The sequence below is a fragment of the Staphylococcus sp. 11262D007BW genome, from assembly GCF_053547815.1.
Genome location: NZ_JBPWPJ010000001.1, coordinates 218,782 through 232,306 on the forward strand (window position 1 = coordinate 218,782; position 13,525 = coordinate 232,306).

A 13,525-nucleotide genomic window follows, 5' to 3' on the forward strand; every position below is an offset into this window, starting at 1 on the left:
TCAACGGTTATAGCGATTTTTCTTTTTCGTGTGAGTTTGAAATAAATCGTATATTATGGTTTAATGTTTAACGTGTTTTGCAAATGAGGAGGTCAAAACAGTATGAAAAATTTTAGTGAAGCTATAAAGATAGCTTTTGCTTATGTAGGCGTGGTTGTTGGAGCAGGATTTTCAACTGGTCAAGAAGTTAAACAATTTTTTAGCTCTTTTGGTATATGGTCTTACGTAGGTGTCATCATTTCAGGTTTAATTTTGACATTTATTGGACGACAAGTTGCAAAAATTGGTACTGCTTTTGACGCGGATAACCATGGTTCAACTTTAGAATATTTATTTGGTAAAAAATTAGGGATTGTCATTGATTATATCTTAATTTTATCCCTTTACGCTGTAACAATTACAATGATTGCAGGGGCAGGATCAACATTTAACGAAAGCTTTGGTGTACCAATTTGGTTAGGCTCACTCATTATGTGTGTCATTGTCTATATCACACTGTTGATGGACTTCAACAAAATTGTCCGAGCTTTAGGTTTAGTGACACCAGTCCTTATCGTGTTAGTAGTGATTATCGCAGCTGTATTCTTATTTAAAGGCGACGTTTCTTTCTCACAAATTAATAGTGTAGTAGAAGAACCAAGTATAGGCCTTGCATTATGGAATGGATTTAACTACGGAGGTTTAGCCTTTGCAGTTGGATTTAGTACACTTGTAGCCATCGGTGGTGACGCATCAAAACGCTTAGTTTCAGGTTTAGGTGGTTTAATCGGTGGTGTCGTTTACTTAGTCTTATTAGGTCTAATTAACTTTGCATTGCATACAGAATATCCAATTATTAAACAAGTCGATATTCCAACATTAACTTTAGCGAATATGATTTCACCAATTTTAGCGTTAATATTCTCTATCGTGATGTTAGCTGTAATGTATAACACTATTTTAGGGTTAAGTTATTCTTTTGCTGCGCGTTTTACAACGCCTTATTCTAAAGGATACTATATTTTAATCTCTATTATTGTTCCATTAGGTTATGGTTTAAGCTTTATTGGTTTCGAAGGTTTAATCAAGTATGTATATCCAGCAATGGGTGTCATTGGTTTAATGATCGTCGTTGCTGTTATTGTTAAATACTTTTATAGAAAATCACAAGATAAGAAGTTTATTGCTTAATTAACAAGATGTGTTACAATCTTTTCGAAAGGAAAGGTTAAAATAATGACTAATCATAAAAAGAGATGGGTTGTTATAACACTTGTTATTTTGCTTGTTATAGCCGGTCTCGTTGCCGGCTATTTTTTTGAACCTCATACATCAAGACAAGAAAACAAAAAGGTAGCAATCCAAAATGAAAATGTTGCAGCATTTACTGATATTACATATATGGAAGGTTTGCCCAATAGTCAATTAGATATTTTAATGCCTAAAAATATAGATAGAGGTGAAAAATTGCCTGTTATTTTTTGGGCACATGGTGGTGGATTTATTGCTGGGGATAAGCAATATAAAAATCCATTGTTATCCCAAATTGTCGAAAGAGGCTATGTGGTCATTAATGTCAATTATGCCTTAGCACCAGCGTTTAGATATCCAACTCCACTGATTCAAATGAATAGTGCGATTGAATTTATTAAGAATAATAAAGACGCATTACCTATTGATTTAGATGAGGTCATTATTGGAGGCGATTCAGCAGGGGCTCAAATTAATAGTCAATATATAGCGATGCAAACAAATGACTCATTAAGATCTCAAATGGGATTTGAACAACAATTTACACCAGACCAAATTAAAGGGGCTATATTTTTTGGTGGTTTTTATGATATGAAAACGGTGCGAGAAACAGAATTTCCACGCATTGACTTATTTATGAGAAGTTATACGGGTGTTGAAAATTGGGAAAGTAATTTTAAAGATATTACCGAAATGTCCACTGTGAATCAGGTGACTTCCGATTATCCGCCAACTTATTTATCAGTTGGTGATATAGATCCCTTTATGAGTCAAAATGAAGCCTTCGAAAGTAGTCTTAAACGTGAAGGTGTACCGGTGGATACTTTATTCTATGACGGTTCGCATCATTTAAAACACCAATATCAATTCCATCTGGACAAACCGGAATCTCAAGAAAATATTCAAAAAGTGCTCAGCTTTTTAAGTAGAAATACGTCTGAAACAAGAGTGAATACGCAATTAGAAGATCGTCCGAGTACGGTCATTAACCTTAATCCATATGAAAGTAGCATTACAGAATAAATGAGCGTAATACAAAGAGTGATTTAAAGCTTGAAAACTTTAAATCACTCTTTTTGTAGTTTATTAAATATGAGCCTTAATTATTTTGTCGAGCGACTGCTATTATTTTTATGAAATAAATAGGGATGTGGTTCAGTTTAAGACATGATACACTATGAGTGTAAGATATGATTTAATCTAAAAGATATGCCATTACATATTCATTATATAAGTGATCATTAATTTTAATAGAGTGTTGTAATTCGCCTTCGATTTTAAAATTGGCTTTTTTATAAAATTGAAGGGCATTTTGATTTTCTGTGACAACATTTAATTCTATACGTGAGATGCCGTGATTTTGACACCATTCTTTACAATGATTGAGTAAATTCATACCAATACCATGGTGTTGATAGTGACTTAAGACGCCCATAGAAATTTTAGCAGTATGTTGAATACGTTTTAAAGGTGTGGTCTTAATGGTTAAGTGGCCGATCAGTTGTTCATTTTCTTCAGCCACTAATATCGCTAAATAAGGCGATGTAATTACTTTTTCAATTTTAGACGTTGCATGTTCAAAAGATGGAATATATTCACCAGGATCATATAACATATAAGTCGATTCTTTGAATATTGTTTGTAATAAAGAGGTAAAAGGTTCAACATCTTTGATTTGAATTTCTCGAATTGTTACAACCATGCTTTCATCTCCATTTATAAGTTAATTCTTGTAAAATTTAGAATTTATAATTGTATTTATTGAAATTTTTAAAATTTGGTCACTTCTTTTTCAAAAAACGGTTTGAGTTCGGTGCTCGATTTTGCTCGAGTTCTGACCGCAGCACTTCGCACTTTATTTAATCCGGCTACCAATTGCAGGATTCTCGATAATACTACGTGACGCGCAAAAATCAAAGAGCGATTTTCGCTTGTCCCTAGGTATTACATCGAATCCTGAACGCAATTGTCCGCACTTTATTTTATTGTAACGTACTTTGTGCGAAAGAGGAAATTGATGGTTTGGGAATGGAGGGGTTTTATGAATGTTAATGTATTGCTTGCAGGAGCTACAGGTCAAATTGGCCAAAATTTAGTGAAATCACTTAATGAGGAGTGTACATTATTCACTATTTCTAAATATCCTAAAAAACAATATATTCAGCAGGTGAATTGGATTAAAGGGGATATTTATAATTATGAGGATGTTTGTAATGCGATGAAAGATATAGACATTGCGGTGTTTTATCTTGATCCGACGAAACATTCTGCTAAAGTAACAAAGGCTTTAGCCAAAGAACTCAATTTACTAGCAGCAGATAATTTTGCTCGTGCAGCACATCAACAACAAGTAAAAGAAATTGTTTATGTGAAAGGGAGTCAGTTTGATACTCAGACGATTACACAACTTCAAGCTTATGGGACACCTGTGCGATGTACGACACAACAAATGAAGCGCTCGCTTATTTCAGTAGAATTTCAAGTCGCAAAATATAATGATATTCGCATGATTCATCATATTCCTAAACCTCCTCATTGGACAGTACAAGCAGTGATTAATTATTTTTTCAACTGGTTATCTCGAACTGTTGGGACACGTGTCTACGCTAAACAACAAGGCACACACATTTCAATTTTTAAAAAGAGGACTCATCAACGTATAATGGTCTTAGAAATAGTAAAATATGATGATACCTTATATCGATTGATAATTGTTAAAGATCGAATGTCTCGCAAGGTTGAAAAACACCAACCTGTATTGGAATTTCGATATATCCCACAAAACAATTGGGTGATGATTCACTTGTTTGATTATATACCGAGATACATTTGGCCAATTGCTTATTTAATTCAAATCCCATATTTTAAAATGTTGTTACGTGGTTTCGATACAAAATGTAGAATTCAAGCATATCAATACAAAATAAAGAATGGTGAAAAGCCTCGTTATACAAAGGATTGATGTTATATGAACATATTATTAATAGAGGATGACAGAACGCTATGTAAGGAAATTAAAGAAATGTTATCTAAATGGGATATGACTGTAGCCACTATTCCTCAATTTGATGCGATTGTTGAAACGTTTAATGAAGTAAATCCTGATATCATATTAATGGATATCTCTTTACCGAAATATGATGGATTTTATTGGACGCGTCAAATACGCCAACAATCAAAAGTGCCGATTGTTTTTCTTTCTTCTAGAGATAACCCGATGGACCAAGTCATGAGTATGGAGTTAGGGGCGGATGATTATATTCAAAAGCCTTTTCATATGTCTGTACTAGTGGCTAAGTTACAAGCGATTTATCGTCGCGTTTATCAATATGTTAATCAAACAAATCATTCTCTAATTTGGCAACATTGTCGAATTGATTTAACCAAAGATATTATTTATCACGATGACAACGTCGTGCATTTATCTAAAACCGAAATATTAATATTAGAATGTTTATTAGCGCAAAAAAATCAAATTGTCTCTAGACATGATTTAATTACTACATTATGGGACGATGAAGCGTTTGTTAGTGATAACACCTTAACTGTTAATGTGAATCGGTTAAGAAAAAAATTAGCATCTTTAGGTTTAAATGAAGCGATAGAAACAAAAGTTGGAAGAGGGTACATTGTCCATGACTACACTTAGATGGATATTATGCTTTTTAAGAGAGCGACAACGGTGGCTTTACTTATTGTTCGTGTTAACAGGGATATGGTTATTATTAGGATGGCTAGATCATAACATCTCGTTAATGAGTATGGTATATGTATGCATGGTTCAATGGCTGATTATCGTTATTTTTTTAGGATTTACATATGTTAAAGAAACACATTTTGTTAAACAATTAGAGCGCGCAGTGGAACTGAATCAAATCAAACATCGAATGTGGGCAGAAACGCCATTTCAAAAAATCGTATTGTCTTATTTAGAGTTTAAAATTGATCACCAACAACATACGATTATGGAGCAACAGGAATGGTTGGATATTCACCAACATAGTTTGACGGAGTTTGTGCATGATATCAAGACGCCAGTGACGTCTTTAAAATTATTAATTGAGAAGGAAGCGGATGATACACGGCGTCAACAGTTGATGTATGAATGGGGACGAATTGATTATATGTTGGATCAACAATTATTTTTATCTCGTATTAATCATAAAGCGCATGACTTGTATTTTGAAAAGGTCCCATTAAAATCGTTAGTGATTGAAGAAGTGCGGCAAACACTGTATTTAAGTATGGCTAAGGGCATCGATTTTGACATTAATCTTTCGAAAGGATGTGAGATTTATACTGATAAAAGATGGATGCGAATGGTCATTCGTCAATTCATCTCTAACGCTGTAAAATATTCCGATCATAGTACGATTACGATACAAAATGATATCACGTCTTCAGGGCATACTAAACTAAGCATCATCGACCAAGGGTGTGGTATTCCTGAGCATGATTTACCGCGCATTTTTCAAAGAGGTTTTACTTCTTCGTACGGTAATTACGAAGCAACAGCCTCAGGAATGGGGTTATATCTTGTAGAACAAGTACGAGAGGTTTTAGGACTTCAAATTAATGTGACATCAATACTTCATAAAGGGACGACCATTGAGATTATATTTTCAAAACCTAATGAAATGATAGAACGCATGTCGATGTGACGACATTGTCACACAAGACATGCGTTTTGTTATATAAATCAAACGATTTTAATACTGATAACACTTAAACTGTAATTAACACATATTTCTTAAGGAGGGACACGATGTCAATTTTAAATGTAAAACATTTAACTAAATTTTATGGAAATAAGAAGCAATCATTTGAAGTGTTAAAAGATATTAATATGGAGGTCGCTCAAGGAGAGTTTGTTTCCATCATGGGGCCTTCTGGTTCGGGTAAAACGACGTTGTTAAATGTATTAAGTTCTATAGATTATGTCTCAAGTGGAGAAGTGGAAATCAATCAGCAAAATATAACACGGATGACTAACCGTCAACTCGCTGCTTTTCGAAAAAAGGAAATTGGTTTTATTTTCCAAGAATATAACGTATTACATACTTTAAATGTTAAAGAAAATATTATGTTACCGTTATCGATTCAAAAATTAAGTGCAAAAGAAAAGGAAGAACGTTATCAAAAAGTCACAAAGGCATTAAATATCGCTGAACTCAGTGATAAATATCCTTCTGAAATTTCAGGGGGACAAAAGCAAAGAACTGCTGCAGCTCGTGCGATTATTTCAAATCCTTCAATTATTTTTGCAGATGAACCAACTGGCGCATTAGATTCTAAAAGTGCAAGAGACTTATTAATCCGTTTAGAAGAAATTAATGAAACAATGGGGACAACGATTGTGATGGTGACGCATGATCCTGTAGCTGCAAGTTACTCGAATCGCGTGATTATGCTGAAAGATGGACGAATCCATACCGAATTATACAAAGGAGAAAAAGAAACGACGGATTACTATCAAGAAATCATTCAAAATCAAAGTGTGCTTGGTGGTGTACAACATGAAATTTAGTCAGATTGTCATTAAAAACCTAAAAAACAGCTTGAAAAATTATTTTATCTATTTACTTTCTTTAACGATTAGTATCATTATGTTTTTTAGTTTTGATACTTTGAAGTATACCAATAGCAGTAGTGGTGAAGCAACAACAAAATTGATTACCACCGCCGCCGATATTGGTGAAAAGTTTTTATTTATCATTATCATCGTCTTTTTGTTATATGCGAATAGTCTTTTTCTGAAACGTCGAATGAAAAGTTTTGGATTATTTCAATTAGTAGGTTTAACACGTAAAGACTTAATGAAGATGTTGTTAATTGAACAATTGTGCATTTTTGTAAGTACACTTGTAGTCGGTAGTGCAATTGGTGTGGTAGTTTCGCGATTACTTTTATTAATTTTACGAAATGTATTACACATTACGATCGATGTGAGCCTGACCTTCCAACCTGGCGCATTTGGTATGACAGTGATCTTACTTTTCATCTCACTATTACTCATCATGTTGCAAAGTTATATTTTTATGCGTAAACACTCGATTACGCAAATGATGAATATTAAAGAGAAGTCAGAAGTTAAACACACGAAATTAACTGTTTTTGAAGTCGTGTTAGGTATTGCAGGAATGATCATGATTGCGGCAGGTTACTACTTATCTTTTATTATGTTTCGTCAACAAGCGTTACTTAGTTTGTTAATGCTTATACCGTTTGTCATTTTATTTTTAACGGTCGTGGGTGCTTATTTATTTTTTAGAAGTACGGTATCTATCACATTTAAAACGATTAAGCATTTCAAAAAAGGTCATGTGAGTATTACAGATGTGGTGTTTACATCTCCAATCATGTATCGAATGAAGAAAAATGCATTTGCATTAACAACGATTGCGATTATTTCAGCGATTACTGTGTCGATTTTATCATTTGCAGTATTGACCCGTGCCGGCGTAGAAAACAATGTTAAATCAATCTCACCCTATGAATTTACGTATAATAATAAAGAAGAAGCGGAACAATTTGAAAAAAGATTGCAAAGTGAAGGAATTTTATATGATAAGTATGAACAAGAATTACTTGAAGTAGAAGACATTAAAGTCAATGGTGTGGCAAACGAACAAACAGGAATTAATATCGCGAGTGAGAAAGATTTCCCTAACAAACAGGTTGAACCATCGGATGCTCAAATCATCAATCCGCATATGATGGCACAACAACTTAATCCACTTGAAAAAGGGGATACGATCGAACTGATGAATCAAGGTCATAAAGTAAAAGTGAAGGTAGCAGACATCTCAAAAGAAATCGAATTCGGGTCAAGTGTTGCGCCCCTTGATCAAGGTGTAGGGATAGTAGATGACAGTGTTTATCAACAGTTTAAGGATACGATTGCAAAGGATAATCACTATACACAGATTGGTTTTGAAATCAGAAGTAAAGAGGGGTTAAAAGAAGCAGAAACGTTGAATGCATCCATTAACTCTGTGAACACTTCTTCAAAATCACAACTTATGAGTGTCCAAGAAGAAAGTTCAGGTATGTTTTTATTCGTCACAAGCTTTTTAGGGATTGTATTCTTAGTCGCTGCAGGATGTATTATTTACATTAAACAAATGGATGAAATTGAAGACGAAATGGATAACTATTCTATTTTAAGAAAATTAGGATATACTGACCAAGATATGACAAAAGGATTACTGCTTAAAACGATTTTTAACTTTGGTGTGCCATTATTAATCGGTTTGGCCCATGCTTTCTTTGCGGCCCGTGCCTTCAATGATTTAATAGGTAATCCTACATTAGTACCAGTCTATATGGCAATGGGTATTTATTCATTCATTTACCTTATCTTTGCGATGATTACATTTAGCCATACGAAACGTACTATTAAATTTAAATCTTAAATAACAACAGGACAGATACAATTCAGCGGTGACACGTTGGATTGTATCTTTTGTTATACAGAAATCATTTCAATGGGTCTATTTTTCTAGCATATAAATGTCTCGGCAAAATGATTAAAAAACCAAATGTTAATTTTTTGTAAATATAATTGTAGGTTAAGTCAATTTATGCTATTTTCTAACAGTATCCCTAAAAAGTGATGTAAAGACTGTTTTAAGTGCATTTGTGACATATTGATACAATATTTTTAGGAAATAAGTTAACAACGAATTAATGTTGGATTATAATAGAATATACAAAGCATTTACAAAATAGGTATTTTACAGACAGTGATCGGAGGATTTTGTAATGATTAGAAAGAAGAAAGATAAGTTTATGGAACGCTTGGAAGACATGATCTTTAATTTAGATCGTGCTGCCATAGAGTTTGGGAAGATGGACTTTAAAACACATCTAGATTTAAGAACATACGCTGATAATATTAAAACTTATGAATCACATGGCGATGATTTAATGCATCAGGTAATTACAGATCTAAACCAAACATTTATTACCCCTATCGAAAGAGAAGACATTATGGCGTTATGTAATGCGATTGATGATGTCTTAGATTCTATGGAAGAAACATCAGCTATGTTTGAAATGTATTCTATCGAATATACAGATGAGTTTATGGCAGAATTTGCAGATAATATTCAAAAGGCCATTGGTGAAATGAAACTTGCAATTGGCTTATTAACTGAAAAGAAATTATCCCATATGCGTGTGCATTCGATTAACATTAAAGAATATGAAACGAATTGCGATGGTATTTTAAGACAATCTATCAAACATATCTTTAATAGTGAAACAGACCCTGTCACACTCATTAAAATTAAAGATATTTATGAAAGTTTGGAAAATATTGCAGATCGTTGCCAAGCGGTTGCAAATAACTTTGAAACAATCATTATGAAAAATAGTTAAGGAGTCCTCGTTCATGGAGTTTTTAATATCTTTAACAATAGCCATTGTTATTTTTTCGCTCATTTTTGATTTTATTAATGGATTTCATGATACAGCCAATGCGGTCGCTACAGCTGTTTCAACGCGTGCTTTAACCCCAAGGCAAGCGATATTTTTAGCGGCGATTATGAACTTTATCGGAGCATTAACTTTTACTGGGGTCGCTTCAACGATTACAAAGGAAATCGTTGACCCATTTACATTGAGTAATGGCATGGTTGTTGTATTGGCAGCGATATTAGTAGCCATAGTATGGAATTTAGTGACGTGGTATTATGGTATACCTAGTTCGTCATCTCACGCTTTAATTGGTGCGATTGCCGGTGCTGCGATTGCTTCAGCAGGATCATTTGGCGTACTACATTATCAAGGTTTTACTAAGATTATCCTTGTATTGTTACTTTCTCCTGTTATCGCATTTATTGTCGGTTTTATCATTTATTCAATTGTTAAAAGGATATTTAAAAATGCAAATTTAACACGTACGAATCGTAATTTCCGTATTTTTCAAATTTTCACTGCATCTCTACAATCATTTTCTCATGGTACAAATGATGCGCAAAAATCAATGGGGATTATTACGATGGCATTAATTGTAGCGAACCTACAATCAAGTGTTGAACCTGCGCTATGGGTTAAAGTAGCCTGTGCGTCAGCTATGGGATTAGGTACAGCGATTGGTGGATGGAAGATTATTAAAACAGTGGGCGGTAATATTATGAAGATTAGACCAGCGAATGGTGCTTCAGCAGACTTAGCTTCAGCGCTCACAATTTTCACAGCATCATGGTTACACTTTCCATTATCAACAACACACGTTGTATCCTCTTCAATTTTAGGTGTAGGCTCAGCAAATCGAATTAAAGGTGTACACTGGAATACAGCGAAACGTATGATCGTTACATGGGTCATTACTTTACCTATTACTGCTTTAATTGCAGCTATCTTTTATTTGATTTTAAATATCTTTTTATAATAGTACTCGAGCGGTTAGTGAACAATCACTGGCCGTTTTTTTTTATACAAAAAGAAGCAAGGTAACACTTCAAGTGAACCTTGCTTCTTTCGATGACTAAGGACGATTAATTTAATAATGTGTCATATTTCAAGAGGTTGGGACTCCTAATCGGTTCCCTAAAGCATTCATACTTTATATCATAGCCTCTTATATTAATGAATGTAGTTATATGATGAAGCAACTGATGCTGGAATTGTGCGATAGCCTACTTCACCTGGTGGTGTGCTATAGTTCATTTCTGATACTAAGATACTACCATCACTATTAACGCGTTCAACGTAAGCTACGTGACCTACTGGACCTTCGTAAGTTTGCATAATTGAACCTGCGCTAGGGTTATGGTCTACTGTGTAACCATCTCCTGCAGCATTGTCTGCCCAGTTTTCAGCATTGTACCAATAAGTGCTGATTGGTTGACCAGTTTCTGCACGACGATTAAATACGTGCCAAGTACATTGTCCCCAGTCGTACAAGTTTTGGTGATTAAATGTAGGTGAACCACTACCTGATGTAGATGGTGCGTTCTCTGCGCCATTTGGACCTGCATCAATTGAAGGTGCAGTTGTGTTATCTGAACCACTTGGTATTGTTAATGTTTGTGAAGGTGCCACTAAATAACCATTTAAGTTGTTAGCATTGATGATATCTTGTGGTGTAACACCGTAATTAGCAGCAATGATGTCCAATGTTTCACCAGTTTGAACAACATGCGTTTCTCCTAAGCTTGGCGCTGTTGCAGTAGCAGTCGTTGTTGTTGATTGCGTAGACTGGTCAGCTGCGCCACCGCCGCCACCAATTGTTAAAACTTGTCCTGGAAAGACCATATTTGATGTTAAATTGTTTGCCTGCTTAATTTCATCTACAGACATATTATACTGTTGCGAAATACTCCATAAAGATTCGCCTGATTGAACAGTATGTTGTGTTGAAGCATCAGCATCATGTTGAGTTAACAATGCTGCCGCTCCAGAAGTAACGGTTAATGCAAAAGTTAATTTTTTCAAAGTAATGCCTCCTTAGCCATTTGCTTGTCTTTTCTAAAATATTCAAATCAATTTTAACAAAAATAGAGTTATTTGTGGGGGTTGTTACGAACATGTAATATTGTGATAAATGATTTCAAAAATTGAAGATATGAACAGATGTGATAAAATAAGTACTTTTAGAGATTCGTCTAAATTTACTTTGTAAGAATGTTAAAATGTTTGTAATATTAATTTTGATATTTTATCCTAAAATCAGTATAAAGGGGTGAGCAATGAGTGGCGGATACAAAGCATTCACAACGTTTTGGACAAGTGTGGTTATTTTTTACTTATTATTGGATTATCTTTGGTATTGGTGTCTATTTAGGACAATTCTTAGCCGTGGAATGGCGAAAACCTTTATCCATTGGACTCCTTATTTTAATTTTAATCACAATGTTTGTGCAGCGCGCACGTTTTAGTGGCTTAATTATGTCACATATTTATACGATTATCTCCGGATTGTTATCTTTTGCTACTTTTACTTATGCGATTCAAGATCTTGGAACAGCTGATTTCATTAGAAATATTATCTTAGCAATCTCCGGATTTATTGCATTTGGTATTATAGGTTATTTTGTTATAAAAGATGCAGCAAGTATGGGAAAATACTTGTTTGTGACGTTAATTGCGTTAGTCATTGCGAGTTTAATAGGATGGTTTGTGCATAATCCAATTTATCACACAATTATCGTTGTGGTTGGTTTATTACTATTTTTATTATATACTTTATATGACTTTAATCGAATGAAGCATGGACGATTTTCCCCTAGAGAGATGGGTTTTAATTTATTCTTAAACCTATTTCGTATCATACGTTATGTGTTAAAATTAGCACGTATCGTTAAAAAATCACAGTAATAATTGAATAAGATTTACCACTGGAAGTGCCTTTTTTAAGGGCTGAGATTGAAATGTATTTCAAAATTCCCGAACCTGATCCAGTTCATACTGGCGTAGGAAAGTGGCGATGACTTAGAGTAGCTACTTTTCTTTAGTATGAGGAAAGTAGCTTTTATTTTTGTAAAAGGATGTTTGCCTATGCTGTTAGCAGTTACCCCTTATGAACCATTAAATCATACACATCAAGGTCATTTATGTGAGATTGAACCACTTATCGATGGCGTACTATTGAGGACGCCAATGACGCAACATGATATCAAGCGTTGGATTGAAGAAATCACTGCACGTGGCTTTCCTAAAGAGAAACTCATTATACATTCAGACATTGATCTGGCTTTAATGATGCATATTCATCGCATTCACTTCAGTCAATATGATGAAAAAGTGAAAAGTATTAAAACGACATACCCTCAGTTTGTGGTCAGTATGTCAGTTCATAATGTTGAGGCCATTCAATATGCACAACAGTATGAGGTTGATTTTGGATTATTTGGGCACTTATTTCCAACCCCATCAAAACCTAACCAATCCCCGAGAACGGCTGAAGAGATTGATCATGCGTTAGCCACAACATTACCGCTAGTCGCAATAGGTGGTATTAATGTAACGACAGTGTCGAATGTGCCTACTCACTTTTCAGGGATTGCATGTATTGGCGCTCTATTTAATCGCCCGTACAACGAAGTACAGCAATTATCGGAACAATGGAGAAAAAGGAGGTCATAATATGAAAGTTATTGTTAACGGAGAAGTAAATGAATTTCAAGAAGGGACAACGATTCAAGATGTCCTAACGCATTTTGATATTGATGCTAAACGTATGGCTGTAGAACAAAATGCAGCTGTCGTTAAGCGTGCGGATTGGGCGCATACACCCATCAGAGAAAATGATCGATTAGAACTATTAGAATTTGTAGGAGGCGGATAA

14 protein-coding genes and 1 riboswitch are annotated in these 13,525 nt (G+C 34.4%); of the genes, 12 read left to right on the forward strand and 2 right to left on the reverse strand.

All coding sequences use genetic code 11. The annotated features are described in order from the left end of the window. Positions 1–102 precede the first annotated feature (102 nt). The gene (locus tag ACEE93_RS01125) at positions 103–1,170 is read left to right on the forward strand and encodes a YkvI family membrane protein (RefSeq protein WP_449155419.1); all 1,068 of its coding nucleotides are present in this window, start codon (positions 103–105) and stop codon (positions 1,168–1,170) included. Between the two features lie 45 nt (positions 1,171–1,215). Further along, positions 1,216–2,253, forward strand: a complete 1,038-nt coding sequence (locus tag ACEE93_RS01130) for an alpha/beta hydrolase (protein WP_449155420.1) — start codon at positions 1,216–1,218, stop codon at positions 2,251–2,253. Between the two features lie 172 nt (positions 2,254–2,425). Here ACEE93_RS01130 and ACEE93_RS01135 read toward each other — a convergent pair whose 3' ends face one another. After that, positions 2,426–2,932, reverse strand: a complete 507-nt coding sequence (locus ACEE93_RS01135; protein WP_449155421.1) for an N-acetyltransferase family protein — start codon at positions 2,930–2,932, stop codon at positions 2,426–2,428. A gap of 339 nt (positions 2,933–3,271) precedes the next feature. On the opposite strand from ACEE93_RS01135, the gene ACEE93_RS01140 reads away from it, so the two are divergent. The 7 genes from ACEE93_RS01140 (at position 3,272) to ACEE93_RS01170 (ending at position 10,627) form a co-directional block, all read left to right on the forward strand. Further along, on the forward strand, positions 3,272–4,192 hold the full coding sequence (locus tag ACEE93_RS01140; protein ID WP_449155422.1) for an NAD(P)H-binding protein: 921 nt from the start codon (positions 3,272–3,274) through the stop codon (positions 4,190–4,192). A gap of 6 nt (positions 4,193–4,198) precedes the next feature. Further along, positions 4,199–4,879 carry a response regulator transcription factor gene (locus tag ACEE93_RS01145; protein ID WP_449156340.1) on the forward strand — a complete coding sequence of 227 codons (681 nt, stop codon included), beginning with the start codon at positions 4,199–4,201 and terminating at the stop codon, positions 4,877–4,879. Beyond that, positions 4,866–5,891, forward strand: a complete 1,026-nt coding sequence (locus tag ACEE93_RS01150; protein WP_449155424.1) for a sensor histidine kinase — start codon at positions 4,866–4,868, stop codon at positions 5,889–5,891. Before ACEE93_RS01145 ends, ACEE93_RS01150 begins: the two co-directional genes overlap by 14 nt. A gap of 104 nt (positions 5,892–5,995) precedes the next feature. Beyond that, positions 5,996–6,757 carry an ABC transporter ATP-binding protein gene (locus tag ACEE93_RS01155; RefSeq protein WP_449156341.1) on the forward strand — a complete coding sequence of 254 codons (762 nt, stop codon included), beginning with the start codon at positions 5,996–5,998 and terminating at the stop codon, positions 6,755–6,757. Continuing rightward, positions 6,747–8,645 (forward strand): FtsX-like permease family protein, encoded by a 1,899-nt coding sequence (locus tag ACEE93_RS01160; protein WP_449155426.1) that lies wholly within the window; start codon positions 6,747–6,749, stop codon positions 8,643–8,645. The genes ACEE93_RS01155 and ACEE93_RS01160 overlap by 11 nt, the downstream gene beginning before the upstream one ends. A 349-nt stretch (positions 8,646–8,994) precedes the next feature. Next, on the forward strand, positions 8,995–9,612 hold the full coding sequence (locus ACEE93_RS01165) for a DUF47 domain-containing protein (RefSeq protein ID WP_449155427.1): 618 nt from the start codon (positions 8,995–8,997) through the stop codon (positions 9,610–9,612). 13 nt (positions 9,613–9,625) lie between these two features. Continuing rightward, on the forward strand, positions 9,626–10,627 hold the full coding sequence (locus tag ACEE93_RS01170; protein WP_449155428.1) for an anion permease: 1,002 nt from the start codon (positions 9,626–9,628) through the stop codon (positions 10,625–10,627). Between the two features lie 194 nt (positions 10,628–10,821). Here ACEE93_RS01170 and ACEE93_RS01175 read toward each other — a convergent pair whose 3' ends face one another. Continuing rightward, positions 10,822–11,673 (reverse strand): LysM peptidoglycan-binding domain-containing protein, encoded by an 852-nt coding sequence (locus ACEE93_RS01175; protein WP_449155429.1) that lies wholly within the window; start codon positions 11,671–11,673, stop codon positions 10,822–10,824. A 258-nt stretch (positions 11,674–11,931) separates the two neighbouring features. Here ACEE93_RS01175 and ACEE93_RS01180 point away from each other — a divergent pair, with 258 nt between their 5' ends. From ACEE93_RS01180 to thiS, 3 genes are all read left to right on the forward strand, one after another. Next, complete coding sequence (locus ACEE93_RS01180) at positions 11,932–12,555, forward strand: Bax inhibitor-1 family protein (RefSeq protein ID WP_449155430.1); 624 nt, start codon at positions 11,932–11,934, stop codon at positions 12,553–12,555. 12 nt (positions 12,556–12,567) lie between these two features. Continuing rightward, positions 12,568–12,674: riboswitch (TPP riboswitch) on the forward strand. A gap of 19 nt (positions 12,675–12,693) precedes the next feature. Then, positions 12,694–13,323, forward strand: a complete 630-nt coding sequence (locus tag ACEE93_RS01185; RefSeq protein WP_449156342.1) for a thiamine phosphate synthase — start codon at positions 12,694–12,696, stop codon at positions 13,321–13,323. A gap of 1 nt (position 13,324) precedes the next feature. Then, positions 13,325–13,525 carry a sulfur carrier protein ThiS gene (gene thiS, locus ACEE93_RS01190; protein ID WP_449155432.1) on the forward strand — a complete coding sequence of 67 codons (201 nt, stop codon included), beginning with the start codon at positions 13,325–13,327 and terminating at the stop codon, positions 13,523–13,525.